The 26461-nt window shown below is 60.9% G+C and carries 26 protein-coding genes; 10 read left to right on the top strand and 16 right to left on the bottom strand.

Features of this window, described 5'->3' with window-relative positions; translation table 11 throughout:
• The first annotated feature begins 172 nt into the window (after positions 1–172).
• Together zapE and LOY50_RS15425 are read left to right on the top strand one after the other, a co-directional pair.
• Positions 173–1294 carry a cell division protein ZapE gene (zapE, locus tag LOY50_RS15430; protein ID WP_258688226.1) on the top strand — a complete coding sequence of 374 codons (1122 nt, stop codon included), beginning with the start codon at positions 173–175 and terminating at the stop codon, positions 1292–1294.
• A 56-nt stretch (positions 1295–1350) separates the two neighbouring features.
• A complete protein-coding gene (locus LOY50_RS15425; RefSeq protein ID WP_253475301.1) occupies positions 1351–1845 on the top strand; it encodes a GNAT family N-acetyltransferase in 495 nt (164 codons plus the stop codon).
• 24 nt (positions 1846–1869) lie between these two features.
• Here LOY50_RS15425 and LOY50_RS15420 read toward each other — a convergent pair whose 3' ends face one another.
• Together LOY50_RS15420 and LOY50_RS15415 are read right to left on the bottom strand one after the other, a co-directional pair.
• Positions 1870–3609 carry a phosphoethanolamine transferase CptA gene (locus tag LOY50_RS15420; RefSeq protein ID WP_253475298.1) on the bottom strand — a complete coding sequence of 580 codons (1740 nt, stop codon included), beginning with the start codon at positions 3607–3609 and terminating at the stop codon, positions 1870–1872.
• A 367-nt stretch (positions 3610–3976) separates the two neighbouring features.
• Positions 3977–4150: a DUF6026 family protein gene (locus LOY50_RS15415; RefSeq protein WP_018601582.1), complete on the bottom strand. Its 174-nt coding sequence runs from the start codon at positions 4148–4150 to the stop codon at positions 3977–3979.
• Between the two features lie 250 nt (positions 4151–4400).
• On the opposite strand from LOY50_RS15415, the gene gnd reads away from it, so the two are divergent.
• From gnd to LOY50_RS15400, 3 genes are read left to right on the top strand one after another with little or no spacing between them, the layout of a single operon-like run.
• Complete coding sequence (gnd, locus tag LOY50_RS15410; RefSeq protein ID WP_258691246.1) at positions 4401–5405, top strand: phosphogluconate dehydrogenase (NAD(+)-dependent, decarboxylating); 1005 nt, start codon at positions 4401–4403, stop codon at positions 5403–5405.
• On the top strand, positions 5402–6922 hold the full coding sequence (gene zwf, locus LOY50_RS15405; protein WP_258688223.1) for a glucose-6-phosphate dehydrogenase: 1521 nt from the start codon (positions 5402–5404) through the stop codon (positions 6920–6922). The genes gnd and zwf overlap by 4 nt, the downstream gene beginning before the upstream one ends.
• A complete protein-coding gene (locus LOY50_RS15400) occupies positions 6919–7740 on the top strand; it encodes an HAD family hydrolase (protein WP_253475292.1) in 822 nt (273 codons plus the stop codon). Before zwf ends, LOY50_RS15400 begins: the two co-directional genes overlap by 4 nt.
• 195 nt (positions 7741–7935) lie before the next feature.
• On the opposite strand, the gene nhaB is transcribed toward LOY50_RS15400, so the two are convergent.
• From nhaB to LOY50_RS15385, 3 genes are all read right to left on the bottom strand, one after another.
• Entirely contained in the window at positions 7936–9438 is a 1503-nt protein-coding gene (nhaB, locus tag LOY50_RS15395; protein WP_253475289.1) for a sodium/proton antiporter NhaB, read from the bottom strand.
• A 94-nt stretch (positions 9439–9532) separates the two neighbouring features.
• The gene (locus LOY50_RS15390; RefSeq protein ID WP_253475269.1) at positions 9533–10822 is read right to left on the bottom strand and encodes a hypothetical protein; all 1290 of its coding nucleotides are present in this window, start codon (positions 10820–10822) and stop codon (positions 9533–9535) included.
• 183 nt (positions 10823–11005) lie between these two features.
• Entirely contained in the window at positions 11006–11272 is a 267-nt protein-coding gene (locus tag LOY50_RS15385) for a hypothetical protein (protein WP_214510229.1), read from the bottom strand.
• A gap of 341 nt (positions 11273–11613) precedes the next feature.
• Here LOY50_RS15385 and LOY50_RS15380 point away from each other — a divergent pair, with 341 nt between their 5' ends.
• Positions 11614–12939 carry a sigma-54 dependent transcriptional regulator gene (locus LOY50_RS15380; protein WP_214510230.1) on the top strand — a complete coding sequence of 442 codons (1326 nt, stop codon included), beginning with the start codon at positions 11614–11616 and terminating at the stop codon, positions 12937–12939.
• 164 nt (positions 12940–13103) lie between these two features.
• Here the strand turns inward: LOY50_RS15380 and LOY50_RS15375 are convergent, their stop codons facing one another.
• From LOY50_RS15375 to LOY50_RS15335, 9 genes are all read right to left on the bottom strand, one after another.
• Entirely contained in the window at positions 13104–14387 is a 1284-nt protein-coding gene (locus LOY50_RS15375; protein ID WP_214510231.1) for an autotransporter domain-containing protein, read from the bottom strand.
• Between the two features lie 56 nt (positions 14388–14443).
• On the bottom strand, positions 14444–15190 hold the full coding sequence (locus LOY50_RS15370) for a hypothetical protein (protein ID WP_258688222.1): 747 nt from the start codon (positions 15188–15190) through the stop codon (positions 14444–14446).
• 58 nt (positions 15191–15248) lie between these two features.
• A complete protein-coding gene (locus tag LOY50_RS15365) occupies positions 15249–15929 on the bottom strand; it encodes a C39 family peptidase (RefSeq protein WP_253475263.1) in 681 nt (226 codons plus the stop codon).
• A 138-nt stretch (positions 15930–16067) separates the two neighbouring features.
• On the bottom strand, positions 16068–17060 hold the full coding sequence (locus LOY50_RS15360; RefSeq protein ID WP_214510234.1) for a heme utilization protein: 993 nt from the start codon (positions 17058–17060) through the stop codon (positions 16068–16070).
• A gap of 59 nt (positions 17061–17119) precedes the next feature.
• Positions 17120–17698: an adhesin gene (locus LOY50_RS15355; protein WP_253475261.1), complete on the bottom strand. Its 579-nt coding sequence runs from the start codon at positions 17696–17698 to the stop codon at positions 17120–17122.
• Between the two features lies 1 nt (position 17699).
• A complete protein-coding gene (locus LOY50_RS15350; RefSeq protein ID WP_253475258.1) occupies positions 17700–18146 on the bottom strand; it encodes a hypothetical protein in 447 nt (148 codons plus the stop codon).
• Positions 18147–18468: 322 nt separating this feature from the next.
• Positions 18469–18993 carry an AAA family ATPase gene (locus LOY50_RS15345; protein WP_253478561.1) on the bottom strand — a complete coding sequence of 175 codons (525 nt, stop codon included), beginning with the start codon at positions 18991–18993 and terminating at the stop codon, positions 18469–18471.
• Positions 18990–19553 (bottom strand): nicotinamide riboside transporter PnuC, encoded by a 564-nt coding sequence (gene pnuC / locus LOY50_RS15340; protein WP_214510237.1) that lies wholly within the window; start codon positions 19551–19553, stop codon positions 18990–18992. Before pnuC ends, LOY50_RS15345 begins: the two co-directional genes overlap by 4 nt.
• Before the next feature lie 264 nt (positions 19554–19817).
• Positions 19818–21452: a methyl-accepting chemotaxis protein gene (locus LOY50_RS15335; RefSeq protein ID WP_253475255.1), complete on the bottom strand. Its 1635-nt coding sequence runs from the start codon at positions 21450–21452 to the stop codon at positions 19818–19820.
• Positions 21453–21725: 273 nt separating this feature from the next.
• On the opposite strand from LOY50_RS15335, the gene LOY50_RS15330 reads away from it, so the two are divergent.
• Positions 21726–22556, top strand: coding sequence for an undecaprenyl-diphosphate phosphatase (locus LOY50_RS15330; protein ID WP_214510239.1), 831 nt, complete (start codon positions 21726–21728; stop codon positions 22554–22556).
• Positions 22553–22972: a DUF1294 domain-containing protein gene (locus tag LOY50_RS15325; protein ID WP_253475252.1), complete on the top strand. Its 420-nt coding sequence runs from the start codon at positions 22553–22555 to the stop codon at positions 22970–22972. Before LOY50_RS15330 ends, LOY50_RS15325 begins: the two co-directional genes overlap by 4 nt.
• Before the next feature lie 4 nt (positions 22973–22976).
• Here LOY50_RS15325 and LOY50_RS15320 read toward each other — a convergent pair whose 3' ends face one another.
• Positions 22977–23327: an MmcQ/YjbR family DNA-binding protein gene (locus tag LOY50_RS15320; protein WP_013693486.1), complete on the bottom strand. Its 351-nt coding sequence runs from the start codon at positions 23325–23327 to the stop codon at positions 22977–22979.
• Positions 23324–24232 carry a LysR substrate-binding domain-containing protein gene (locus LOY50_RS15315; protein WP_253475249.1) on the bottom strand — a complete coding sequence of 303 codons (909 nt, stop codon included), beginning with the start codon at positions 24230–24232 and terminating at the stop codon, positions 23324–23326. Before LOY50_RS15315 ends, LOY50_RS15320 begins: the two co-directional genes overlap by 4 nt.
• A gap of 129 nt (positions 24233–24361) precedes the next feature.
• Here LOY50_RS15315 and LOY50_RS15310 point away from each other — a divergent pair, with 129 nt between their 5' ends.
• Both LOY50_RS15310 and LOY50_RS15305 read left to right on the top strand, forming a co-directional pair.
• Positions 24362–24970, top strand: a complete 609-nt coding sequence (locus LOY50_RS15310) for an FMN-dependent NADH-azoreductase (RefSeq protein WP_214510242.1) — start codon at positions 24362–24364, stop codon at positions 24968–24970.
• 185 nt (positions 24971–25155) lie between these two features.
• A complete protein-coding gene (locus LOY50_RS15305) occupies positions 25156–26193 on the top strand; it encodes a dienelactone hydrolase (RefSeq protein WP_253478558.1) in 1038 nt (345 codons plus the stop codon).
• Positions 26194–26461 lie beyond the last annotated feature (268 nt).

Genomic DNA, 26461 nt, shown 5'->3' with positions numbered 1-26461 from the left:
CGATAGTCGCGCCGCGGTCCAACAGCCAAACCGCGTTATCGTTCATCGCGGGCAAGCCTTGCTCCCACAGGGCATGCTTCACAGATAAACCCCACGCAACAGTTCTACGCAGAGTTCCTGCAGTCGCCTGTCATGGCATACTCCCCACCTTCGTTTTCCGGACCCGGGCCGTATGACTTTCGACTCCCCCTTGAGTGCCTGGCAGCATGCCATCGAGCACCACGGCTTCGTCCAGGACGAGGCCCAGGAACTGGCCATCATGACACTGGAGCAATGCCACAAGGCGTTGCACGAAGGTCGCAAGTCGATCAAGGGCGTCTATCTCTGGGGCCCGGTGGGACGTGGCAAGACCTGGTTGATGGACCGCTTTTATGAAAGCCTCAAGGTGCCGGCCCGTCGACAACACTTCCACCATTTCATGGCGTGGGTGCATCAGCGTTCGTTCCAGCTCACAGGCACGCCAGATCCTTTGCAGGCCCTGGCCCGGGAGTTGAGCGCTGAAGTACGGGTGCTGTGTTTCGACGAACTGTTTGTCAACGACATTGGCGATGCAATCATCCTCGGGCGCCTGTTCCAGGTGATGTTCGAGCTGGGCTTGGTAATGGTCTGCACCTCCAACCTGCCGCCGGAGGAGCTCTATGCCAACGGCCACAACCGTGAGCGTTTCCTGCCGACCATCACCGCGATCAATCGATATATGCAGGTCGTGCCGGTGAACGGCTGGCAAGACCATCGCCAGCACCCAGGCCAATTACAGCAGCGTTATTGGCTGCGCGATCCCGGGCAACCGGATCCGCTGGGTGACGTCTTCAACCAGTTGACCACCGGGCAAGCGTCGAGCAGTGCGCCGTTCGAGGTCGGTCATCGCCTGCTTGAACCGGTCCAGGCCAGCGACAGCGTGCTCTGGAGCCGTTACTCCGATCTGTGCGAGCAACCGTTCTCGGCGTTGGATTTCATGGCGCTGTGCGACCGCTTCAGCGTCATCCTGCTCAGTGATGTACCGTGCCTGAGCGCCGAACAACGCGAAGGGCGCATTGCCCGTGGCACCGAAGACGGTGTCGAACGGGTCGAGGCCGGTGATCGCGAATTGCCGCAGTTGTCGATCCATGACGATGGCGTACGGCGCTTCATCGCCCTGGTCGACGAATGTTATGACCGCAAGGTGCCGTTGTGCCTTTCGGCCCAGGTGCCGATGGATGAGTTGTATACCGAGGGCTATCTGCAATTCCCGTTTCGCCGTACCCTCAGCCGCCTCCAGGAAATGCAAATGCAACGTTTTGGTCAGCGAGCCTGACCTGTATCCCGCCGACGGCTTCGAGCCAGCGGCACTAACGAAATGAGATGAAGGTCATGGAAGAAGCCAAGGGCATCCTTGTACTGCAAGCCAGCTACACCAACCCGGTTCACGCCGAAGCGATCTGTCATGTGCTCAATGGCTATGCGCAGGACCCGATGGGCGGAGGACATCCATTGCCGGCAGAGGTGCTGTTGCATCTGCCCGAGGAACTGGCCAAGCGCCCCCATGCCTTCAGCGTGCTGGCTTTCGTCAACGGCGAACCGGCGGGGCTGGTCAATTGTTTCGAAGGTTTTTCGACCTTTGCCTGCCGGCCACTGGTGAACATCCACGACGTGGCGGTGATGAAGGATTTTCGTGGGCTCGGGCTGAGCCAGAGGATGCTGCAGAAGGTCGAGGACATCGCCCGCCAGCGTGGTTGCTGCAAGATTACCCTGGAAGTGCTCGAGGGCAATGCCGTGGCCCAGGCCAGCTATGCCAAGTTCGGCTTTGCCGCCGGCATGTTCGACCCGGCCCACGGGCCTATGGAGTTCTGGATCAAGCCCCTGTAAAAGCGGGCTTCTGATGGGTTTCGGTTATTTCTGCACGACTGCGGCCGCCGGTGCCTTGGGCTGCATCAGGCTGAAGTCGATCAGGGCCTTGCGTGGGGTTTGATAGGGGTCGCCAATCAACAGCGGGCGCGCCTTGAAGTCCGCGCTGACCAGGCTCTTGCTGTGGTCCAGCTCATCAAAACTCAAGCCTGCCAAGTCTGCCCAGGTGTGAATCAGGTGCGAGCTGCTGTAGGGGCGCGACAGGTCGCCGGCAAAGTTCCAGTCATGGCTTTCGCGCCACTTGGGCGAGGCCCAGGCCATGAAGGGGATGGTGTACATCGGCGCGGTCGGCTTGCCTTCGTTACGGCCCAGTGTGCCGTGGCCTGGCGAGTCGAACACGTCTTCACCGTGGTCCGACAGGTACAGCAGGAAGCCGTTGGGGTCGGTCTTGGCGTAGTCCTTGATCAGGCTGGACACGACGAAGTCGTTGTACAGCACCGCGTTATCGTAGCTGTTGTAGGTCGGGACCTGATCGTCACGCAGGCCCGCCGGTACGCCTTGGCGGTCGGTGAACTTGTTGAAGGTCGGCGGATACCGGTACTGGTAGCTCATGTGGGTGCCGAGCAGATGCACCACGATCAGCTTGCGCGGGGCGCTGTCGGCCAGGGCTTTGTTGAACGGCTCGATCACATCGCCATCGTACTGCGCGGCATTCTGGTTGCGGTTGTTGTTCAGGTACACCTGCTCGTCGGCCTGTTGGGAAAAGGTCGTGAGCATGGTGTTGCGCTTGGTCATGGTCTGCTGGTTGGTGATCCAGAAGGTCTTGTAGCCGGCCTGTTTCATCATGCTCACCAGCGACGGCGTGCTCAGGTACAGGTCCGGACTCTCCTCGTCGGCGAACGTCAACACCTGCTGCAGGGCTTCGATGGTGTAGGGGCGCGGGGTGACGACGTTGTCGAACACCGACAGCTGGCCCTTGAGCTTGTCCAGCTCAGGCGTGGTTTCCCGCGGGTAACCGTAGAGGCTCATGCGCTGGCGGTTGGTGGATTCGCCGATCACCAGCACCAGGGTGGCCGGCTGCTCTGCCGTGGCATCCTTGAGGTTGCTCAGGGGTGGGATCTTGCTGGCGCTGTGGAGCATGCCTTGCATGTTCTCCAGCTGTTCACCGTAGCGACGATAGGCCACGAGCATTTGCCATGGCACGGCTGGCTCGATGCGATCTTCGAATTTCTCCAGGCCACCGGCAAAGCTGCCGGTACGCTGGGTCTGCTTGATCAGCGGATAACCGACCACGGCCAGGACAATGGCGACTGCTGCGACCATGGCCCGGCCCCGGGGCAGGTACACCGGGCGCAGGCGGGTCCAGAGCCAATAGCCGACGGCGGTGTGGGCCAGGAACGCCGCTACCATCCACCAGGCAAAATACTGTGTCAGGTACTCGCCGGCTTCAGACACGTTCGATTCGAACATGATGAAGATGACGCTCTGGGAAAATTCTTGCTGGTAAATGAAGAAGTAGCCCAGGCTAGCCATGGAGCAGGCCCACAGCACCACGCCGATCAAGGCGGCGAGCACGCGCGTGCGGGCGGGGAAGAGCAGCAGGGGCGCCAACCACACCGCGCTCATCACGAACGCTTGGCGAAAGCCGGTGAATCCGGAGGTGTCGCTCAACAGAATGAGCAGTTGGGTGATGCCAGAGAAGTACCAGAAGAACAGAAACAGCCAGCCAAGCCCGGCCCAGTCGAAACCTTTCGCAGTCGTTTTGCTGCGTTTGAACAAACTCATCAAGCGCTCCAGCCTTTGTCGACGAAGCTGTCGGCACCGGATTGGTGACCGCAGGCATACGCCGAGCAACCCTAAAGGCGGGGAGTATTGCGAGCCGGTTGTGAAAAGTTTGTGAGTTTTTCGGATATAAATCGGTGACCGGGGTGCGAGCGCACCTTGGGTGAGGGATTTATTTGTGGGAGCAAGGCTTGCCCGCGATGCAGGCGATGCAGTCTTTCAGGGGCCGGGGTGCCTGTTTCGCGAGCAAGCTTTGCTCCCACAGCCCAGCGGGGACAAATCTCCTCGCCACAAACACACATGGCGGACTCGCATGGAAATGACACCGGTTTGGCCAGTGTCACTTCCTGGCGCTGTGCTTCTGGGGCGGTTACCGAGCCAGGGACTGGCTCTGGTGGGGCAGTTGTGCGTGTTGCAACTGCATGCGCAGCTGCATCACTTCATCAAGCAGTAGATCGCGTTCTTCCTTGAGTAGGCGCAATTCATCGCGACGAATGGTCACATAAAGGGTTTGGGGAGGACGTGCGGTAACGACAGGGCCCATTGCTCACCTCGCAAATGGCGTACATCAACTATAGAGATGTCGCCAGTATTTGGTCGACACCTCTACTATCGGCGCCGATTCTGATTTCTTTTGCTTGTGATTGGAACTTTTTTATTTTTCATGGTCGCTGTGGCTTCGGCCGGATCTTGAGCGTTATCCCTTGTGATCGCTCGAATTACCCGGAAACTATGCAGCAATGCTCTGGACTAACCTCCACGTGTCTTACGAGCTAAATCTTTGACTTACCTTTATTTGTAGTAGGGAGCATCAGCACATGCAACTCGGGATCATTGGACTGGGCCGCATGGGCGGCAATATTGCGCGGCGCCTGATGCTCAATGGGCACACCACCGTCGTCTATGACCGCAATGCCGCTTTTGTCGAAAACCTGCACCAGGAAGGCGCGATGGGCGTCGCGGACCTCTCGGCACTGGTCGCCGGCCTGGAGAAGCCACGGGCGGTCTGGGTCATGCTGCCGGCCGGCGCACCCACCGAAGACACCATCAACGTCCTCAGCGAACTATTGGAGCCGGGCGATGTGATCATTGACGGCGGTAACACGTACTACAAGGACGACATCCGTCGCGCCCAGGCCCTGTCGGAAAAGGGCCTGAGCTACATCGACGTTGGCACCTCCGGCGGTGTTTGGGGCCTGGAACGCGGTTACTGCATGATGATTGGCGGCGATGCCGACGTGGTGAAGCGCCTGGACCCGCTGTTCGACAGCCTGGCGCCGGGCATGGGCGACATCCCGCGCACCCGTGATCGCAAATCCGACGATGACCGCGCCGAACGTGGCTACATCCACGCGGGCCCGGCCGGTTCTGGGCATTTCGTGAAGATGATCCACAACGGCATCGAATACGGAATGATGCAGGCCTTCGCCGAGGGCTTTGACATCCTCAAGACCAAATCCAGCGAAAGCCTGCCAGCGGAGCAGCGCTTCGACCTGAACGTGGCTGATATCGCCGAAGTCTGGCGTCGCGGCAGCGTGGTGTCGTCCTGGTTGCTGGACTTGACCGCCGACGCGCTGGCCAGCGATCCGAAACTGGACGGCTTTTCCGGCGAAGTCGCCGACAGCGGTGAAGGGCGCTGGACCATCGAGGCCGCCATCGAGCAAGCGGTGCCGGTTCCGGTCCTGTCCAGTTCGTTGTTTGCCCGTTTCCGCTCGCGTCAGCAAAGCACGTACGGTGACAAAATGCTCTCGGCCATGCGCTTCGGTTTTGGCGGCCACGTGGAGACGCCGAAAAAATGACCTCGATCGGCAGCAAATCCAAGGCAGAACCCGCGCCGCCGACCACGTTGTTTCTGTTCGGCGCCCATGGCGATCTGGTCAAGCGTCTGCTGATGCCGGCGCTTTACCACCTCAGTCGCGACGGTCTGCTGGGCGATGGGCTGCGCATCATCGGGGTTGACCACAACGCCATCAGCGATGTGGATTTTGCCAAGAAACTCGAGGACTTCATCCGTAACGAAGCGGCGAGCAAGGGCGGCGACGCCGACCGGGCGCTCGATCCGGTGCTGTGGGCCAAGCTGGCCAAGGGCATCAGCTACGTCCAGGGTGATTTCCTCGATGAGAGCACCTACCAGGCGCTGGCGGCGAAAATCGCCGCCAGCGGCACCGGCAACGCGGTTTTCTACCTGGCGACCGCGCCGCGCTTTTTCAGTGAAGTGGTCAGCCGCCTCGGTGCGACCGGGCTGCTTCAGGAGCAGGAGGGCGCCTTCCGGCGGGTGGTGATCGAAAAGCCGTTCGGCTCCGACCTGTATACCGCCGAAGCGCTGAACGCCTGCCTGCTCAAGGTCATGAGCGAGAAACAGATCTATCGCATCGACCATTACCTGGGCAAGGAAACGGTGCAGAACATTCTGGTCAGCCGTTTCTCCAACAGCCTGTTCGAGGCATTTTGGAACAACCACTACATCGACCACGTACAAATCACCGCCGCCGAAACGGTCGGCGTGGAAACCCGCGGCAGTTTTTATGAACACACCGGCGCCCTGCGGGACATGGTGCCCAATCATCTTTTCCAACTGCTGGCGATGGTGGCCATGGAGCCGCCAGCGGCGTTTGGTGCTGACGCCGTGCGTGGGGAAAAGGCCAAGGTCGTCGGGGCGATCCGGCCCTGGTCGGTGGAGCAGGCCCGGGCCAACTCGGTCCGCGGCCAGTACACTGCCGGTGAAGTCGGCGGCAAGGCGGTAAACGGTTATCGCCAGGAGGCCAACGTGGCGCCCGACAGCAGCACCGAGACCTACGTCGCCCTCAAGGTCATGATCGACAACTGGCGGTGGGTTGGCGTGCCGTTCTACCTGCGTACCGGCAAGCGTATGAGCGTGCGGGACACGGAGATCGTCATCTGCTTCAAGCCCGCGCCTTACGCGCAGTTTCGCGACACCGAAGTCGACGAACTGCAACCTACGTACCTGAGAATCCAGATCCAGCCCAATGAAGGCATGTGGTTCGACCTGCTGGCCAAGCGGCCGGGGCCGGCACTCGACATGGCCAATATCGAATTGGGATTTGCCTACAAGGATTTCTTCGAAATGCAGCCATCCACGGGTTACGAAACCCTGATCTACGATTGCCTGACCGGTGACCAGACGCTGTTCCAGCGCGCTGACAACATCGAAAACGGCTGGCGCGCCGTGCAGCCATTCCTCGATGCCTGGCAGCAGGACGCGGCATTCCAGCCCTACAAGGCCGGTGAAGATGGCCCGGCGGCCGCCGATGAATTGCTTACCCGCGACAGTCGCGTCTGGCATGGCCTCGGATGAATGATCTGGTGAAGCCCCCCATCCGTTTCCTGCTCAGCGACATGGACGGCACATTGCTGCTGCCTGATCACAGTCTCAACCAGCGCACCGTCGAGGCGGTTCGCTCATTGCGCGAAGCCGGTGTGCTGTTCAGCCTCGCCACCGGGCGACCGCCGCGGGCCATGCTGCAGCAGATCGAGGCCCTGGGTGTCGACCTGCCCACGGCGGCGTTCAATGGCGGCACGCTGGTTCATCCCGATGGCAGCTTTCTTGCCGTCCACTACCTGCCACCCGAGGCGGCGCTGGCCACGCTGGCCCTGTACGCCGATCAGCCCGGCATCGAAGTCTGGGTATTTGCCGATGGCGACTGGCTGGTGCGCGACGCCAACGGTCCGATGGTGCCGGTGGAGACGCGTGGCCTGGGTTACCCACCGGTAGAAGTCGAGAGTTTCGAGCCGTACCTGGAGCGGATTGACAAGATCGTCGCCACCAGCGCCAACACCGACCTGCTGGTGGAGCTGGAGGCGCGGCTGCATCCGCTGCTCAAGGGCCAGGCCCAGGTGTCGCGCTCGCAACCGATCTACCTGGATGTGACGGCCATGAAGGCGAACAAAGGAGAAGCGCTGTCGACCCTGGCGGCCTTCCTCGATGTGCCGCTGGAGCAGACAGCGGCCATGGGCGACGGTGGCAACGACCCGGCGATGTTCCACCGCGCGGGATTGTCGATTGCCATGGGGCAGGCGGAGGAGGCGATCCGGCGTCAAGCGGATGTCGTGACCGCCACCGTTATCGACGACGGCGCAGCGCTGGCGATCGAACGCTACATCTTGCCGCGATAAGCTTTGGCCCTTTGTGGCGAGGGAGCTTGCTCCCGCTGGGCCTGTAGGAGCTGACGAGCGAAGCGAGGCTGCGATCTTTCCCCTGCTACTTGAGTCTCAAGCGAAAGATCAAAAGATCGCAGGCTTCGCCAGCTCCTACACCCCAGCGGCAGCAAGCTCCCCCGCCACAGGTTTTCCTTCAGCTCAGCAATATTTCTACAACCAGTAAGTCACCGCATACCAGCCCAAGCCACCCATCACCACGGTGTAGGGAAGTGCCATCCAGACCATCCGGCCATAGGACAGGCGAATCAGCGGGGCGATCGCCGAGGTCAGCAGGAACAGGAATGCAGCCTGGCCGTTGGGTGTGGCGACGCTCGGCAGGTTGGTGCCGGTGTTGATGGCCACCGCCAGGGTCTCGAACTGTTCGCGGCTCATGTGGCCGGAGACGAAGGCCTGCTTCACCTCGGTAATGTAGATGGTTGCCACGAACACGTTGTCGCTGATGGCCGAGAGCAGGCCATTGGCAATGAACAGCATGCCGGGCTGCCGGTCGGCGGGCAGGCCCAGCACCCACTGGATCAGCGGCGTAAACAACTGCTGGTCGTGAATGACCGCCACCACCGCAAAGAACACCACCAACAGCGACGTGAACGGCATGGCGTCCTTGAACGCATTGCCAAGCCTGTGCTCGTCGGTGATGCCGGTGAAGGCGGTAATCAATACGATGACCATCAGGCCGATCAGGCCGACTTCGGCAATGTGCAGGGCCAGGCCCACGATCAGGATCAGCGCGGCAATACCCTGGACGATCAGGGCGGCGCGTTGGCGTGAGGTGCGTTCACGATTGTCCTGCTCGGCGTAGTCGGCCAGCACGGCACGTACGTTGTCCGGTAGCAGCGTGCCGTAACCGAACCAGCGCAGCTTTTCCAGGGCTACGCAGGTCACCAGCCCGGCCGCCAGCACTGGCAGCGACACCGGCGCGACTTTCAGGAAAAAATCGACAAAATGCCAGTCCATTTCATGGCCGATCAGCAGGTTCTGTGGTTCGCCTACCAGGGTGCAGACGCCGCCCAGCGCCGTGCCTACGGCGCCATGCATGAGCAGGCTGCGTAGAAACGCCCGAAACTGATTGAGATCTTCATGATGACTCGAAGGCAGATCGTGGTCTTCATCGACATTGCTGTCCTGGCGCGGATCGTTGCCCGACGCCACACGGTGATACACCGCATAGAAGCCCACCGCGGCGCTGATGATCACCGCGGTGACGGTCAAGGCATCGAGGAAGGCCGACAGGAACGCCGAGAGAAAGCAGAACATCAAGGCCAGCAGCGCCTTGGAGCGCACGCCCAGGAGCAGGCGCGAGAACAGGAACAGCAGCAGATCCTTCATGAAATAGATCCCTGCCACCATGAACATCAGCAGCAGGATGACCGGGAAGTTATGCAGCAGTTCGTCGTACAGCGCCTTGGGCGTGGTCATGCCCAGCACCAGGGCTTCGACCAGCAACAGGCCGCCAGGCATCAGCGGGTAGCATTTAAGGGCCATGGCGAGGGTGAAGATGAACTCCACCACCAGCATCCAGCCGGCAACGACCGGGCCGAGGGTCCATAGCACTACGGCATTGAGGATCAGGAACGTGATGATGCACGCCTTGTACCAGCGTGGGGAATGCCCCAGAAAATTGTGCGCGAAAGCCTGAGCCATTGAACCGGACATCGGCTGCTCCTTTTAATTAGAAGCGCGCAACTTGCCGTAAGAAATGAGGAATATCAAGCGTAAGAATAAATACCGTTCACCCGCGAAATCCGACTCAGGCCCAATACCGCGCAACCACCGCTCGATAATGCCCCTGGAGCGAATAACCGCCCACCAGGATTCTTCCATCAGCCTGCATGGCCAGGGTGGTGGCGGTGTCCAGGCTGTAGCCGAGTCGAGTGCGAACCCAGCCTTTGCCTTGGCCGAAATCCGGGTCGAGGCTGGCATCTGGCAGATGTCGGGCAAGTACGAAATCGGCCTCGATACCGCCGATCGTGGCACCGGCGGTCACCAGTTTTCCGTCCGCTTGAAGCTGGGCGGCGGTCCACTGACTGGCATTGCGCCCGATCGCCATGAGTTGGCACTGACCCTGGTTGCAATGACGGTCCGGCTTGCCGTCGGGGCGCACTTTCAGGGACAGGCTATGCATCGGATCACGGCTGCTGCCGAACACCTGCAGATCACCGCTCGCATCCTGAACGATTTGGCTGACCATCACGCTGTGCCCCTGGGCCAGGATGGACAGGAAGCCGTTTTCGCCGAAGCTGTCATCGAGTTTGCCGCTGCTGTCATAACGGGCAATCAAGCCATGCTGGGGCAAGTCGATGGCGCCGCCGACGACAATATGGCCGTCAGCCTGGAGCTGCAGGCAGCCGAGCCAGGTATTTTTCAACAAGCGCCGGACCATCACGAAACCACGACCGTTGAACGAGGTATCCAATGCCCCGTCGGGCAAGAGCCGGATCAGTACGCCGACATGATCGGACAATTGATAGTGGTGGTTGGCGAGCACAAGGATCCGGCCATCGGCCTGCACTTGCATGTCGCAAGCCTCAAGTCCCGGCACGCCGGGCGGTAGCCAGGGGTCGCGCAGGCCTTGGGAGAGATTGCCGCAAAGCCTGATGACGTGCCGGCCGGCATTGCCGAAGCTTTCAACGGCGCGGCCTTGCTGGTCGAACAGCGCCAGGGCGGGAAGGGTGTGGTCGTTGCTTTCGTAGTGCAGGCCGGACAGCAGGATATGCCCATCGGGCAACACGATCACCTTGCCCGCTGTCGCTTCGAAACCGTGTTCAAACGCGCCGATCACGTAGCCGCGGGTGCCGAAGTCCGGGTCGATCTCACCGTCGTGGTTGAGTCGCGCCAGCCCGAACCGACTGCCGTGGGCCGTCTCGATCCTGGCTGCTACCAGGATTTGTCCGGCGTGATCGAGGGTCAGCCCGGTGGTCAGGCTCGAGGTACTGCCTTCGAAATGAACCCAGGCTTTGCCGTTGGTGGCAAAGCCTGGGTCAAGTTGCCCGGCGTGGGCCATGGCCCTGGGGGACACAAACGCGAACTGATCGAGCATGCCTGCCTCTCCTTGCGTGTCGAGCGGCCCGGAAGGGCGACGACTGCATGAGGGCAACATTCAATCCCTGAACGTGACAATGCACAACTGTCATGTTCTACGGATAAGGCGGCGATTCGTGCCATAACGATGGCTTTACAACCCAGAGCCAAGCCTGCAATCGATAGCAGGCTTTATCGATGGTTATTCAGGCATCGACCAGGATTGCAATGTGTAGCCTTCCTGGCTCAGTTCGGCCCGGGCCTGTTTCAACAGATCGGCCAGTTGGACCGGGTCGGTATAGGCGCTGCTTGGAATTTGAGTGCGGCCAATATGTGCATTGGTGCGGTCGATGACGGTCAGGCTAAGTTCACCGTTACCGTCTTGTGGAGCCCAGGCCACGCATTGGAAAGGACGGAATGCGCGGTCGGCAATCAAAAGAGCTTCGTTGATACGGAGCGGGGCGTTCATGGCGTTTTCTCTTAAGTGTGCCCAAACAAATGATGTGCCGTCGGTTGGGCGTACCGTGCGGCTGGTTACTTGTACTGATGTCCCGAACCCGCAGGCGGGTCACACATTATTTAAATAAATTTCGATTTTCTTTCAGACCAGGCTTTTGGGCTTTTGTTTGAAAGCACCCTGAAACAAACAGGCCTGAGATAACTAACGAAACGCCTGCTTATAACCAGTTTGGAGCAATCTCGATAATCAATTGATACAAGGGCGCGTCAACTTCTTGCTACTGTTACATGCAGGTCTGCCAAACGACTGTTTCTAATCATATTTCCTTATTTTGACGCCAAGGATCAGTCATGATCGAAGCCAGTACGTCACGTCGTCTGCTCGTGGTTGATCCCTGCGATGACTGTCATCGCCTGTTGCCAGGTCTGCGCACCATTGGCTGGGATGTGGACAGTTGCTCCCTCGAACACGCCAGCGATCGGACGTGTGACGTCGGCCTTTTGCGCTTGCAGCCTTTTCATCTGGAGCGCCCGGAAGCGGTCAAGGAGTTGATCAGCCGTAGCGGCACCGAATGGATCGCCGTGCTCAACCAGGAAGTGTTGCGCCTGCAAAACGTCGGTGATTTTGTCTGCGAATGGTTTTTCGATTTCCATACCTTGCCCTTCGACGTGTCCAGGGTCCAGGTGACACTGGGCCGGGCGTTTGGCATGGCGCGCCTGCGGGGGCAGGGTTCGATCCACATCGATCAGCCCGAACATGAACTGCTGGGCGACAGCAGGCCGATTCGCGAACTGCGCAAATTGTTGAGCAAGTTGGCGCCCGCCGAGTCGCCGGTGTTGATTCGGGGGGAGAGCGGTACCGGCAAGGAACTGGTGGCGCGCACCCTGCATTGTCAGTCTCACCGGCGCAACAAGCCGTTCATCGCCATCAACTGCGGCGCGATCCCGGAGCACCTGATCCAGTCCGAGTTGTTCGGGCATGAGAAGGGCGCGTTCACCGGGGCTCACCAACGCAAGATCGGGCGGATCGAGGCGGCCCACGGTGGCACGTTGTTTCTCGATGAAATCGGCGACCTGCCGTTGGAGCTACAGGCCAACCTGCTGCGGTTCCTGCAGGAAAAACACATTGAGCGGGTCGGTGGCAGCCAGCCGATCGCGGTCGATGTGCGGGTCTTGGCGGCCACCCATGTGGACCTTGAGGCGGCCATCGAGCAAAAGCGTTTTCGCGAGGATCTCTACTACCGCCTGAACGTGCTGCAAGTGGCGATGGCGCCCTTGCGTGAACGCCATGGTGACCTGGCGATGCTGGCCAGCCACTTTTCCCATTTCTACAGCCAGGAAACCGGTCGCCGTCCCCGCAGCTTCAGCGACGATGCATTGGTGGCGATGGGTATGCATGACTGGCCCGGCAATGTGCGGGAACTGGCCAACCGCGTCCGTCGCGGTCTGGTGTTGGCCGAAGGGCGACAAATCGAAGCCCGGGACCTCGGCCTGGCCAGCCACCAGGGCGTCGCGGCACCGATGGGTACGCTGGAGGACTACAAGACCCGCGCCGAACGCCAGGCCCTGAGCGATGTACTCAACCGTCACAGCGACAACCTGAGCGTGGCTGCCAGGGTGCTGGGCGTGTCCCGGCCGACGTTCTATCGCCTGCTGCACAAGCATCAGATCCGCTGACTCAAGCCTGCACAAACACCTTTGTGGGAGCGAGCTTGCTCGCGATGGCGGTCTTTCATTCAGTATCAATGCTGACTGAAAGGGCCTTATCGCGAGCAAGCTCGCTCCCACAGGGGTTGTGCAGTGCCCTTGGGATATGTGTCCATCACATATCCCAAGGGGGGTCAGAAGTAGTACGGGAATTTCAGGCTAAAGGTGAAATCCGGCGCATCGTCGGTCAGCCCGATGGACAGGTTGGGCACGATGGTCAGGTTGTCGGACGCGGCGACGGTCATGCCGATGTTGAAATAGCCGGCGTTGGCGTCGCTGGAGACCACCGATTCCCAGTCGCCGCCGTCCTGTTTGAGCTTGCTTTTCTTTTGGATCAGGTCAGAGACCGAGAACGACATGCTCATCTTCTCGTTCAAGGCAAAGGCGATGCCCGCGCCGAGTTGGAAGCTGTCGCCGATCTGCACCTTGCCCGGCACCTTCTGGTTGACTGTGGAACTGATGTCATCGAACGATTCTTCGAAGTTATGGGTGTAGGAGAGGGTGCCGAACAGCACCGCCGGGTCGAAGGTCTTGACCAGCGAAAGCCCGGGCGTGATCGACCATACGCCGTTGCCGGTGGGCAGGTCGTCAGGCACGAACAGGTTGGTGTTGGCCTGGGATTGGCGCAGCTTGATACCGAACGGGTCCTTGCCGGTGGGGGCCTTGACTCGCAGGGTGACCACCGCGTCCGGGGAGTCGATCGACTCATCCATGAACTTGTAGGCGATGCCGAAGTTGACGTCGCCGATGGTGGGGTCGCGGGTCACGGTTTCTTCGCTGGTGACGCCGGCTGCGCCGTTGTTTGCGCCGCCTGACTGATAGGTGGACTCGCGGTAGACCACCGGGACGTTGAGGTCGAACTGCCAGCGGTTGTCGAAGTTATAGCGGCCGGTGAGGTCCAGCGTCCAGGTGTCGGCCTTGATCCGGTCGAGGTTGATGTTGCCCAGGAAAATCGAATCCAGGGCCAGGAAACCATTGAGGATCAGTTGCCGCGTGTCGTAGCGCGAATAGGTCACGCCGGTCTCGAAACTGAATTTGCCGCCGCCGAAGAAGCCGCTGGCCTCGTCATAGAGGTTGGAGACACTCTGGGCCGGTTGGGAATCATCGGCCAGGGATTGCCCGTAGCCGCTGCCGCCAGCCGTTGTCGCAGCACCGCCGGCCACGGTCTGGTTGCCTTTCATGTCGGCCGGGGATTTGGCCAGGCGCTTGGGTGGTGGCGCGGCGGGTTGATCCTCCACCTGGCGAACCCGCTGTTCAAGCACCGCCAGGGCCCTTTGCTGGACCTCGTATCGTTGCTTGAGCTCAAGAAGTTCCTGTTTCAGGGCCTCGATGTCCGCATCCGGGGCCGCGTGCAACACGGCTGCCGGGAACAACGTGCTTAAACACATCACAGCGCGCAACGATACGGATCGATACATGAAATATGCCGTCCTTATTTGCCCATTGATCGGCGATCAACGTAGATCAATGTAGATCAATATCCGAGGTTTCGAAGACCACGTAACTGAGTCAGGTTGCAGTCCAATGCCCCGGCGCTGGGGCCGTTATTGTTCAGCACCACATTGAGCTGCGTCATGTTGTTGACCAGGTTGCTGTTGCCCAGCAGACGGGTGTTTTGCAGCAAGCCGCCTTGAGCCACTTGTTGCAGGGTGCTGCCCTGGTTGTGGCTGGCCTGGATCGCCATTTGCACGCCGCTGCCGGTGGCGGTGACCGCGACACTGCCGGCGGCGTTGCTGCCGCTGATGGTCTGGCCCTTGGTCAGCAACTGGCCTTGGGAAGGCGCGAGCGCCGGTGCCTGGTTGCTCTCTTTTACGTTGATGTTGACGTTGTTGTAGGCCGTGTTGCCGTCGCCGGCGGCGCGTACGCTCTGGGTCACCCCCTGGCCCGTGCCAAGGCCGGCGCCACCGGTAATGTTGCCGCTGCCCTGTTCGGGGGCGCTGCCGTTACCGGTCTGCTTGATGGTGGAGACATAGAATTCGGGTTTGACGGTAGCGGCCTGGATCTGCATGGCGCTGGAGGCGCCGATCAAGTCGCCGCTGGCGTTGCGCCAGGTACTGCTCATGACGATGCCGAAACTGATGACTCGGCCGGGCATGACATAACGACCGCGCAGCTCGGCAAGCTCCTGGTCCTTGACTTCGATGGGTTTGAAGCCGGCATGGGCATAGCCCGAGGCAGTCGCGAGCAGGCAGGCCAGCGACAGCCAGTGTGAGGTTTTCATGTGCTGCTCCCGGAGCGTCCTGCTCCTTTTTGTACTTATGTTGGCAGTTGGTCGGCGATTAAAAAAAGTCGCTCTGGATGAAGCCGAAATCCATCAGTTCCGCATCCCTGACCGGGTTGAAACCGTCTAGCTTGTTACGGGCAGTCAGGGGTTGAGGAGGGCTGCGTAGCGCATTGGTCTTGTCATAGCCCGGGCCAACGATCGCAAAGACGATGCCGTTCCAGCCTTTGACGAACTCATCATGGGCGTAGCGCTTATGGCCCAGCACCGGGTCGCCGATGTAGACCCATTGCTTGTCGGCCCGCTGCAACACCACGAAGTGCTTGTAGCCGCGTATCTCCATCAGGACCACCACCGGGATCGTCACCGCTTCGAGTTTCTCTGGCGGTATCCGGTAGCCTCGGGCACGCATGCCGATGGCTTCCACGTAGCGTTTCATGTCCAGCATGGAAAACCCTTGGGTGCGAACCAGATTCTGGTCGGCATTGACCAACATGCCTTTGATGACGTGCTCTTCATCGACATCCAGCCAATAAGCCTGGCGCAGCACCGTGGCCAGCGCGGCGGCGCCGCAACTGAAATCGGTTTTCTGCTCGACGATGTCGCTGAATTTGCGTTCGCGTACGCTTTGCACCGGTTTGTAGACCAGCATGCCGCCAGGCAGGGCGGCGACCGGCATCTGCGCTGCTTCGGCCACGCAGGCCAGGCAGAGCAGCAGGGAAACGGCAGTGACACGCATGATCAATACGCCTAGTGGGCATCCAGGAAAAAGCCCCCTGTGGGAGCGAGCTTGCTCGCGATAGCCGCGTGTCAGGCAACACAAAGGTCACTGATCCAATGCCATCGCGAGCAAGCTCGCTCCCACAGTGGTACTTTTTTACATGCAAGCCTTGCAGCCGGCAGCGATGGACAGCGAGTTGCTCTGCTGGTTGCCCACGCCTGCCGACACGTTGGCGCCGCCGTTACCGGAGAAGCCGTTCATGGAGTTGGTCATGGTGGCGTTGTTGATCACAGGGTTTTTCCAACCGTCGCGGGTCAGCACCTGCTGGGTGTTGCTGCCGGCCAGCTCGAAGGTCCCCACGGCGGAGAACTTGAACTTGTCGTCATCGTGACCGCCGCCATAGCCGCCGCCTTTGTTGTCCCAGCCGCCGTGATCGTTGTCTTCGGCGGTACCGGTACCTTTGGCCTTGAACGTGCCGGAGGCGCTGTAGGTGCTGGTGAGGGTGTCGGTCTTGTAGGTCCGCACGCCTTTGTTGTCGACCACAAGCCCGGTGGAGGACTGGTCAGCCGCGGCAGAGGCCTGTGCGACACGGCCCCCGGATACGGCGATGGCCAGGTTGTTTTTCTGTTGGTTGAAGTTCCCGGCGGTCACGTTGATGCCGATGTTGCCGGAGCCATTGTTGCCTGCATTGGTGAGCGAGGCGTTGTTTTGCGTCGAGTTGTTCTTGACGTAGTTGTTGTTATTGACCTGCGTGGCGCTGGAGGCGGCGACAGCCGAGCCGAAGATGAAGCTTTCGTCGGCGGTGGCCAGGGCGGCGGCGTTGTCTTGCTGGTTGCCGTCGCCGCCGGCAATGTTGGCGCCCATGTTGCCGTTGCTGCCATTGAGCGAGTCAGTGGCTTCAGCGGTGTTTCTGGTGGCCTGGTTGGTCACCACGTTGCCGTCGCTGTTCTGCTCATCCAGCACCGTAGCCCCAGCGCCGGCACTGATGGAGAGCAATTGATCCAGCGTCGGCCCTTGCTGATGGCCATTGCCGTGACCGTGACCATTGCCATGGCCATTATTGTTGTCGTTTCCTCCAGCCTGTGCAGCCATTGTCATGACCGCGGCGAGAGCGAAAACCAATGGTTTGATTGCCATTGTAGGTTTCATGGTGTTTCTCCTTGCGTGTCGTTGGTTAAGTGTCAGTACTTTCTTATGTAGCCTCCGGGTCAATCAGCAACCCGGATGCTCAGGGTGTTCGCCATACGGTTTCCCACCCCTGCGCTCTGGTTCACCTGGATTACCCCTCGGCTGCCGGTGAAGGCCTGGTCGCTGGTAACGACCTGGCGACTGCCGGTTGGGGCGCCAGTTGCTCCTGAGTTCGGTAGCAACGCCACGTTCTGTTGAGACAGGGCGCTGTCATCAATGCTCTGCGGATGGGCACTGATGCCCACCCGCATGACATTGGCCATCTGGTTGTTGGCCCCGGCGGACTGGTTGACGCCCAGCACACCGTTGCCGTTGGTGAAAGAGTGGCCGCCGATACGGGCGGTGGCGTTCATGGAAGGGTCGGCCGGCGTGTCGACGCGTTGCTGCACGCGGGTGCTGGCCTGGGCGTGGCTGCCAATGGCGATGGCCCGGGTGTTGGTTTGCTGGATCTGGTCGCCAGCGGCCTGGTTGACGTTGAAGTTGCCGGTGTAATGGCTGCCGGAATCCTGCAGGTTGGCGCTACTGACCACCGCCACAGCCGGATCGGCGAGCGCCAGGCAAGGGCTTAACAGGGCGAGGAGAACGAGGGCTGGATTCATCTCACTGGCCTCCCGCCAGCCGACCCAGCGGGGCCAGGCCGGAACTGAGCGAGCGGTTGATGGTGCCGGAGATCGCGCCGCCGCTGCCGCCACCGTGACCGGCGCCCATGCCCGGCATGCCGTTGGGGTTGGTCACGACGTTCAGGCCTTGCACGCCGGTATTCGGGTTGACGGTGTTGCGGATCGACGAGCCGCTGGCCACGCTGGCGAATTCGCCATCGCTCAGTTCGGTGCTGGCGGTTGCCTGGTTGATGCGTTCGGAGGGGTTGGCATTGACGGTGGTCGGGTAGGGGTCTTTGCCTCCGTTGCGACCAATTGCGATGGGCTGCACGTCACGGTTGAGCACAATGACGCCGTTGCCCTCGGCCTGTGCTGGCAGACTGAGCGTTGCGCTGGCGGCGCAGCTGATCAACAGCAGACAGGTCAAACTTCTCTCGAAAGTCCCCACGGCATCGATTCCTTCTTCGGTGGGCTGGCCTTGGTCCAGCGTTGCGAAGTGGGGCAGAGCAGGTGTCGTGCCGAGTTTTGAAATACCTTTTAATTCAATGAGTTGTGTTTTTTGAGGGCATGCTGGGTGGGCGGGTTGTTTCAGCGCTGAGACAAGGTGCATGGTGACCAACCGGTCACCTACTGTCCCAGGGCTCTGGATCCAGGCTTTTGGGCGGGTGTTTCAGAAGCTTGACAGTCTTGATGGCAATTTGGTGAAGCGGCGTTGGATCCGGGTTTGGAGCGACTGCGTTGTTTCAAGAATGGAACAGATCACCCTGCGATCAAGCGTGAAGCAGCTGGGTAACGGCGGCGAACACTTGCTGTTGGCGTTGCGCCCAATCGCCCTCAATGACCTGGAACGGTCGCTGATGTTCGCTCAGCCAGGCCTCGATCGCCTCAAAAAATGCCAGCCGTTCTGCCAGCCCGGGTTGGCAACGCAAGCCGTCGCCGGTCCATTCGACCTGCTCGGGGCTCAGCAGCAGGTGCAGGTCATAATGGCGGGCCAGCAGGGCCGGCTCGAGCCAGCCCGGGCAGTCGCCAAACAGGGTCTGGCTCCAGAGGATGTTGCTCAGCAGGTGCGTGTCGAGGATCAACAGCGCCGGACGGTGGGCACGCGCTTCATCTTCCCAGGCCAGTTGGCCGGAGGCGATGTCGGTGATGTCGGCCAGACAGGTATCGCGTTGGGTCTGCTCCATGAAATGGCGCACGTATTCATCCACCCGCACGCCACCAAAGTGTTCCTGCAATTGCGCCGCCAGCCAACTCTTGCCGCTGGATTCCGGGCCGGTCAGCACCACCACCTTCATGCGCGCAGGGCCGGGTCGGCGCGCCATTCCCGCCAGCCTTGCACGGCCAGCAGGGTGAACAGGGCATAGAGCGCGGCAGTCAGGTGCAAGTCCTTGTAGATGAACAGGCCCACGAAGATCACGTCCAGGGCAATCCACAGCGGCCAGCATTGCACGCGTTTTTGCGCCATCCACCACTGGGCCACGAGACTGAAACCGGTGAGCGCGGCATCGAGCCAGGGCTGGGCGGCATCGGTCCAGTGGGCCATGGCGGCGCCCAACAGCAGGCTGCCTGCCGCACCGATAGCCAGGCCGAACAGCACCGACGATCCACCGAGACTGCTGACCTGGCGTCCATCATGATTGTGCCCGGCACGGGTCCATTGCCACCAGCCGTAGAGTTGCAGCACCGCGTAGACAACCTGCAGCAGCATGTCCGAGTACAACTTCACCTCGAAGAAAATCCAGCTGTACAGCAACACCATGACCAGGCCGATCGGCCAGCACCAGGGGTTCTGCTTGACGGTCAACCAGACAGCGATCACGCCGAGGGCTGCGGCAAACAGTTCAAGCCCGGACATGGCGGTTCCTTGGGGAAATAGAAGAGGGCGGCGATTGTAAACGCTATGGCGTGGAGAGCTCCAATACCATTGTTGAACGGGCTACCGCTATCGCGAGCAGGCTCGCTCCCACAAGGGATTGCGGTGGACACCAATCCAGAGACCAACACAGAACCACTGTGGGAGCGAGCTTGCTCGCGATAGCGGTGGGTCAGCTTGCATCAATGCTGATTGTGCGACCGCCATCGCGAGCAAGCTCGCTCCCACAGGGTGATTTACCGGTCTTTAGACCCGGAACTGCGTGAGCAACCCGTTCAACTGTTCACTCAACGCCTTGAGGCGGGTGCTTGCCTGGCTGGACTGTTCGGCGGCCATGGCGGTGCTGTGGGACAGGCCAGCGGCCTGGGTGACGTTCTGGTTGATGTCTTCCACCACATGGGCCTGTTGCAACGTCGCACTGGCGATGGAGGCGTTCAGGCTGTTGAGATTGCGCAGGGCCTGGCCGATGGCGTTGAGGCTGGCACCGGCCAGGCCGGCCTGTTCGATGGTCAGTTGCGAAGCACGGCTGCTGTCGCTGATGACTTTCACGGCGGCTTCGGAATGGGTTTGCAGGCGCTCGATCATCGCCTGGATCTCTGCGGTGGACTTCTGGGTACGCTGGGCCAGCAGCCGCACTTCATCGGCGACCACCGCAAAGCCCCGGCCTTGTTCGCCGGCGCGGGCGGCTTCGATCGCGGCGTTGAGGGCCAGCAGGTTGGTCTGCTCGGCAATGGAGCGAATCACCTCCAGCACGCTGCCAATCTGGGTGCTTTCACTCGCCAGGGTGCGGATCACTTCCACCGCCTGGTCGATGGTCTGGGACAGGCGGTCGATCTGCTGCAAGCTGCCATCGATGTTGACCTGGCCTTGCTGGGCCTGGGATTCGGCGTCGCGCATCTCACTGGCCGCGTGCTCGGCGTTCTTGGCCACGTCCTGCACGCCATAGGTCACTTCATTGATCGCGGTCGCCACCAGCTCCATTTGTTGCGACTGCTGCTGGCTGCGTTCCTGGGCCTGGGTGGCGTCGTTGCCCAATTCACTGGAGGATTGCCCCAGTGCGCTGGCCGAAGCTTGCAGTTGGGTCACCACGTGCCGCAACTTGGCGGTAAAGGCGTTGAAATGCCGCGCCAATTGGGTCACTTCGTCCTGGCCGTGGGTGTCGAGGGTGCGGGTCAGGTCACTCTCGCCGCTGGCGATGTTGGCCATGGCGTTGACCGTTTCCTGCAACGGGCCGACGATGCTGCGCACGATCAGGGTCAACAGCAGGCCCATGAGCAGGGTGATGACCAGGCCGACCACCGAGGCCTTGATCACCTGGGATTGGAACTCGGCCTGGACGTCATCCACGTACACGCCTGAGCCGATGATCCAGCCCCAGGGTTCGAACAGTTGGACGTAGGAGGTCTTGCCCACCGGGGCCTCGGCGCCCGGTTTCGGCCAGAGGTAGTTGATCATGCCGGCGCCCTTGGACTTGGCGATGGCAACCATCTCGTTGAACAGCGCATAGCCGTTCGGGTCACGGATGGCCGAGAGGTTCTGGCCTTCAAGTTTCGGGTTGGTCGGGTGCATGATCATGACCGGCGTCAGGTCATTGATCCAGAAATAGTCACTCTGGTTATAGCGCAGGCCACGCACGGCGCTGAGGGCCTGCTTTTGCGCGGCGTCACGGGTCAGGGTGCCGGCAGCTTCCAGGCCTTGGTAGTAAGTCAGCACGCCGCTGGCGGTCTGCACCACGTGCTGGGTTTTCTGCACCTTGGCTTGGTAGAGGTCGTTGTGGATCTGATTAAGCATCAAGGCGCCGAGCGTGAACAACATCACGATGGCCACGACCAGGATGAGCCACAAGCGTCGGCTGATCGACACACTGCGCAAGCTATTCATACGCTGTCACTCCGGTTTTTATTCTTGTCGTATCGACGACCGGCACTGTAGCGCCCGGTCGCTATCGGTAATTGACCTGAGTCACAACGCGGCAGCGTTATCAGGGCTTGTCTGATAGGATTTCGGCCCCACAGCGTAAAACCTGAGCCGGTTCTCATTTTTCATTGGTTTTTTTTGAAAGGTCGCGGTTATCGTGCACCCGCTGCGGGGACACCTGCATGACACTTGGATATTGATAAGACCTGCACGAACAGCGTCTTTTTTGGGGGATGAATGGATTTGTGGACTGCCTTTTCGGCATTGATTCTTGGCGTAGTGGAAGGCTTGACGGAATTTCTGCCGATTTCCAGCACCGGGCACCAGATCATTGTCGCCGACTTGCTTGAGTTCGGCGGCGAGCGCGCGATGGCGTTCAACATTATCATCCAGCTTGGCGCGATCCTGGCGGTGGTCTGGGAGTTCCGGCGCAAGATCTTCGATGTGGTGCTGGGCCTGCCGACGCAACCCAGCGCCCGCCGCTTTACCGCCAACCTGCTGATCGCCTTCCTGCCCGCTGTGGTCTTGGGTGTGCTGTTTGCTGACTGGATCCACCACTACCTGTTCAACCCGATCACGGTGGCCACCGCGTTGGTGGTGGGCGGTCTGGTGATGCTCTGGGCCGAGAAGCGCCAGCACCAGGTGCACGCTGAAACGGTGGACGAGATCTCCTGGAAAGACGCGCTGAAGGTCGGCCTGGCTCAATGCATTGCGATGATCCCAGGCACCTCCCGCTCCGGTGCGACCATCATTGGTGGCCTGCTGTTCGGGCTGTCGCGTAAAACCGCTACCGAGTTTTCGTTCTTCCTGGCGATGCCGACCATGGTCGGCGCGGCAGTCTACTCGGGCTACAAATACCGTGAATTGTTCGTCCCGGCGGATTTTCCGGTGTTCGCCATTGGTTTCGTCACGGCGTTCATTTTCGCCATGATTGCGGTCAAGGGCCTGCTGCGATTCATCGCCAGCCACAGCTACGCCGTGTTCGCCTGGTATCGAATCGCCTTCGGCCTGTTGATCCTGGCAACCTGGCAGTTCGGCTGGGTGGACTGGACCGCTGCCAAGCCATGAACGAATCAGGCAGCCGCAAACGTGCCGGGCGCAATGCTGAAGGCACCGTGCAGCACCTGCGACTCAAACTGATGGTGTTTGCGCTGCTCTGTGCCTTGCCGTTGTTCGGTTCGCTGCTGTTCGGGCTGCGGGCGGTGTCGTGGGTGCCGATGGTGGCTTATGGCGTCGTCAGTGTGGTGGCGTTCCTGCTGTACTGGAGCGACAAGCGCAAGGCACGCGCCGACACCTGGCGCACCCCGGAGAACGTGCTGCATGCGGTGGAGCTGGCCGGCGGTTGGCCCGGAGCCTTGCTGGCCCAGCAGCTGTTTCGCCACAAGACCCGCAAAGTGTCGTTTCAGATCGTGTTCTGGTTCATCGTGCTGCTGCACCAGGTGTTCTGGATCGACCAGTTGTTCCTGGGCAGCTATCTGTTCTGAATGGCTAGAGCAACAAGCCCACCTGCGTGCGCTTGGGCAATTTGCTGACCACCAATTGGTGTGAGCGTTGCAGCAGGCCACGCAGCTCTTCGGCCCCCAGCGGGTAGGGCACTTGCATGATGACCCACTGGGCCCGCGCCAGGTAAGGCGCGGGATGAATGCCTGGCCGGTCGCAATGGCCCAGGAACAGATCCTTGTCGACCTTGAACGCCAGCGAGTCGCCTCGCAGGCCCTGCAGGGCGAACATCTTGTTCCCGGCAATGGAAAACACGCGTACGCCGCCCCATTTGTAGTCCTCCCTGGCGCCGGGCAGGCCCAGGCAAAACTGCGCGACATCCTCTTCGCTCAACCTCATATCGTTCTATCTCCACAGCCCTCGAAGGCTTCCACCAAATGATCGATCCATGCACGCACCGCTGGCAGCATGCCGCGCCGATGCGGGTAGACCGCCTGGAGCCAGCCATCGGGCGATGACCATCCAGGCAAGAGTTCCACCAGTGTGCCGTCCTGCAATTCCTGCTCGCAATACATGCTTGGCAATAAAGTGAAGCCCAGGCCGGCGAGCGTGCAGGCCCGGCGCACAATGAAGTCGTCGATGCCCAGGCGGGCTTCCAGGCTCAGTTCCACACGCTGCCCATCGGCGCTGACCAGGCGCAGGTGCACCTGGCGATCGGCTTCCAATGCCCCCAGCACCGGCAACTGTTTGAGGTCATCCGGGGTTTCGATCCGCCGTCCTTCGACCAAGGCCGGGCTGGCAACCATCATCAGCCGCGCCTGGCGCAGGCGCCGGGTCATCAGCAAGGGATCCTCGTCCCCCAGATCGCGCACGCGCAACGCCACGTCGATACCCTCGCCGATCAAGTCCACCCGCCGGTTGAGCAGGGTCATGTCCAGTTGCACCAAAGGGTATTTCACCAGGAAGGTTTCGATTATCACCGGCAGGAACTGGTGGGCCAGGCCCACCGGGCTCGACACCCGCAATCGGCCGCGGGGTTCGCTGGACATGCTCGCCACCGCTTCGTCGGCCATCTCGGCCTCCAGCAACATGGCCTGGCAATGGCGCAGATAACGTTCGCCGACCGCGGTCAATTTCAATTGGCGGGTGGTGCGCTGAAGCAACCGGGCGCCGAGGCGTTCTTCCAGCTCGGCGATACGCCGCGACAATCGGGACTTGGGAATGCCCAGCAACCGTCCGGCCGCCGCGAAACCGCCGGCTTCGACGACTTTGGCGAAGTAGTACAAGTCATTGAGGTCTTGCATGTTGAACTCGATTGTCCTGTCAGTGGGACAAACTATCGCATTTGTGCTGACTTATCGATCATTGGCTTCATCGATAGGATTGTCGCCAATTGATCGCCCGGTTGCGGTCCTCACTTGGAGAGCACTGACATGAAACTGCTGCACATCGATTCGAGCATCCTGGGCGACAACTCCGCTTCCCGCCAATTGAGCCGTGAAGTGGTTGAAGCCTGGAAAGCCGCGGAACCAGGCATCACGGTGACTTACCGCGACTTGGCCGCTGACGCCATCAGCCATTTTTCCGCCCAGACGCTAGTTGCCGCCGGCACCAGCGCCGAATTGCGCGACGCAGCTCTCAAGCACGAAGCCGATCTCAGCGCGTCGGCAATGGCTGAGTTCCTGGCGGCTGATGCGGTGGTCATCGCCGCGCCGATGTACAACTTCAGCATTCCGACCCAGCTCAAGGCCTGGATCGACCGCATTGCCGTGGCCGGCCAGACGTTCCGCTACACCGAAGCCGGTCCCGAAGGCCTGTGTGGTGGCAAGAAACTGGTGATCGTTTCCACCTCGGGTGGTTTGCATGCCGGCCAACCGAGCGGCGTGGGTCACGAGGACTATCTCAAGCTGGTGTTCGGTTTCCTCGGCATCACCGATATCGAAGTTGTCCGTGCCGAAGGCCTGGCCTATGGTGACGATATGCGCACCAAAGCCATGAGCGAAGCCGCGTTGCAAATCGGCCAGCAGTTCGCCGCCGCGTAAAACCCGCATAAAGGCACCAAAGCTATTGGGGCAACCTTCGTAAAACCCTGTATTCTCGTCGTCATTGGATGGCCGGGATGCAGGGTTTTACTGCATTCGGCGCCTGGATTTCTGGCGCAGGTTATGCACGGCCAAGACTGCGAGCGACGGGGCCTTCCCGTGCGCTGGTGAAGGTGGATGATTCGATGATGCGTTTTGGTGCAGCGCTGCTGCTTTGCTTGTTTGCCAGTCTCGGTTCAGTGCAGGCCGCACCGGGGCCACATCCGCATTGGAGCGCCGGTTTCCATGAGCTGAGTTTTCTCGATCCTCTGGATGAGCAGCCGATGCACGCCATCGCCTTTTATCCGTCCACAGACCGGGAACAGTCCAGCCTGCTGGGTGGCTACCAGATCGATGCCGCGCCAGACGCCCAGATTGCCATCGGCCGCTTTCCGCTGTTGATGCTGTCCCATGGCAATACCGGTACGCCGCTGGCCCTGCATGACCTGGCCACCTCCCTGGCGCGCAAGGGGTTTGTCGTGGTGGCGGTGATTCATCCCGGCGACAACGCCCAGGATCACAGCCGGCTTGGCACCCTGAGCAACCTGTACGGGCGGCCGATCCAGATTTCCGAAGCCATCACCGCCACGCTCAATGACCCGATGCTCTCGCCGTTCGTCAACGCCGGGCAGGTCGGGGTGATCGGCTATTCGGCCGGCGGCGAAACCGCGCTGATCCTGTCCGGTGCGACGCCGGACCTCAATCGTCTGCGCCGCTACTGCGTGGAGCGGCCGGACGACCGTGACGCCTGCAATACCCAGGGCGAACTGATTGCTGACCGCGATGATCTGCAACCGGTGGCCGACCCCAGGGTCCGGGCATTGTTGTTGATGGCGCCGTTGAGCCTGAAGTTTGGCCGCCATACCCTGGCTGATGTCCATGTGCCGGTGCTGCTGTACAGCGGCGATGGCGACAAACTCGTGGCCTTCGACAAGAATGCCGCCGCTCTGGCCCGCAAGCTGCCCACTGCACCGGACTTCAAGACCCTGGCCGGTGCGGGGCATTTTGTTTTCCTGGCACCGTGCACCGACGAGCAGATCGCCGCGATGCCGGCGCTTTGCACGGATGCTGACGGTGTCGACCGCAAGGACATCCACCGCACCATGATCTCCGAGGCCAGCCGCTTCTTCGGCGAGGCTTTGGGCAAGCCGACCCGGGCGGGGATGAGGACGGCTGATCAATAGAGAGGCATGGTTTTACGTAAGGATGGTGTGTATATCCGTTTCTGCGGTAATGGCGGCTTATGGTTCCGCTCTTACAGCGGCTCACTTTTGAAAAGCCCGGGAGCCGGCCCAGTCAAAAGTAAGCAAAACGCTCCTGCCCCACCACTTGGTGCCTCGCCTAGGCTCGGCATGCCCGAACGAAGGCATTACTCCGTGGGCCGCCGCGAAGGGCCATCCATGGCCCAGCGCGGCTAACCCGGCATCCATGCCGGGTTGCCCACTGCGCAAT

The sequence above is a fragment of the Pseudomonas sp. B21-010 genome, from assembly GCF_024749325.1.
GTDB classification, from domain to species: domain Bacteria; phylum Pseudomonadota; class Gammaproteobacteria; order Pseudomonadales; family Pseudomonadaceae; genus Aquipseudomonas; species Aquipseudomonas kilonensis.
The sequence above is the reverse complement of the archived record's forward strand: the minus strand, read 5'-3'. Positions and strand labels throughout refer to the sequence as shown.

Bases quoted from the DNA above. Each gene is read 5' to 3' on its own strand.
- pnuC (WP_214510237.1), bottom strand. From the start codon at position 19,553: ATGTCCGGGCTTGAACTGTTTGCCGCAGCCCTCGGCGTGATCGCTGTC.
- LOY50_RS15425 (WP_253475301.1), top strand. From the start codon at position 1,351: ATGGAAGAAGCCAAGGGCATCCTTGTACTGCAAGCCAGCTACACCAAC.
- LOY50_RS15370 (WP_258688222.1), bottom strand. From the start codon at position 15,190: ATGAAAACCTCACACTGGCTGTCGCTGGCCTGCCTGCTCGCGACTGCC.
- zapE (WP_258688226.1), top strand. From the start codon at position 173: ATGACTTTCGACTCCCCCTTGAGTGCCTGGCAGCATGCCATCGAGCAC.
- LOY50_RS15390 (WP_253475269.1), bottom strand. From the start codon at position 10,822: ATGCTCGATCAGTTCGCGTTTGTGTCCCCCAGGGCCATGGCCCACGCC.
- LOY50_RS15320 (WP_013693486.1), bottom strand. From the start codon at position 23,327: ATGAGGTTGAGCGAAGAGGATGTCGCGCAGTTTTGCCTGGGCCTGCCC.
- LOY50_RS15375 (WP_214510231.1), bottom strand. From the start codon at position 14,387: ATGTATCGATCCGTATCGTTGCGCGCTGTGATGTGTTTAAGCACGTTG.
- nhaB (WP_253475289.1), bottom strand. From the start codon at position 9,438: ATGTCCGGTTCAATGGCTCAGGCTTTCGCGCACAATTTTCTGGGGCAT.
- LOY50_RS15380 (WP_214510230.1), top strand. From the start codon at position 11,614: ATGATCGAAGCCAGTACGTCACGTCGTCTGCTCGTGGTTGATCCCTGC.
- LOY50_RS15415 (WP_018601582.1), bottom strand. From the start codon at position 4,150: ATGGGCCCTGTCGTTACCGCACGTCCTCCCCAAACCCTTTATGTGACC.
- LOY50_RS15365 (WP_253475263.1), bottom strand. From the start codon at position 15,929: ATGCGTGTCACTGCCGTTTCCCTGCTGCTCTGCCTGGCCTGCGTGGCC.
- LOY50_RS15310 (WP_214510242.1), top strand. From the start codon at position 24,362: ATGAAACTGCTGCACATCGATTCGAGCATCCTGGGCGACAACTCCGCT.
- LOY50_RS15385 (WP_214510229.1), bottom strand. From the start codon at position 11,272: ATGAACGCCCCGCTCCGTATCAACGAAGCTCTTTTGATTGCCGACCGC.
- zwf (WP_258688223.1), top strand. From the start codon at position 5,402: ATGACCTCGATCGGCAGCAAATCCAAGGCAGAACCCGCGCCGCCGACC.
- LOY50_RS15330 (WP_214510239.1), top strand. From the start codon at position 21,726: ATGGATTTGTGGACTGCCTTTTCGGCATTGATTCTTGGCGTAGTGGAA.
- LOY50_RS15315 (WP_253475249.1), bottom strand. From the start codon at position 24,232: ATGCAAGACCTCAATGACTTGTACTACTTCGCCAAAGTCGTCGAAGCC.
- LOY50_RS15305 (WP_253478558.1), top strand. From the start codon at position 25,156: ATGATGCGTTTTGGTGCAGCGCTGCTGCTTTGCTTGTTTGCCAGTCTC.
- LOY50_RS15420 (WP_253475298.1), bottom strand. From the start codon at position 3,609: ATGAGTTTGTTCAAACGCAGCAAAACGACTGCGAAAGGTTTCGACTGG.
- LOY50_RS15360 (WP_214510234.1), bottom strand. From the start codon at position 17,060: ATGAAACCTACAATGGCAATCAAACCATTGGTTTTCGCTCTCGCCGCG.
- LOY50_RS15345 (WP_253478561.1), bottom strand. From the start codon at position 18,993: ATGAAGGTGGTGGTGCTGACCGGCCCGGAATCCAGCGGCAAGAGTTGG.
- LOY50_RS15400 (WP_253475292.1), top strand. From the start codon at position 6,919: ATGAATGATCTGGTGAAGCCCCCCATCCGTTTCCTGCTCAGCGACATG.
- LOY50_RS15355 (WP_253475261.1), bottom strand. From the start codon at position 17,698: ATGAATCCAGCCCTCGTTCTCCTCGCCCTGTTAAGCCCTTGCCTGGCG.
- LOY50_RS15325 (WP_253475252.1), top strand. From the start codon at position 22,553: ATGAACGAATCAGGCAGCCGCAAACGTGCCGGGCGCAATGCTGAAGGC.
- LOY50_RS15335 (WP_253475255.1), bottom strand. From the start codon at position 21,452: ATGAATAGCTTGCGCAGTGTGTCGATCAGCCGACGCTTGTGGCTCATC.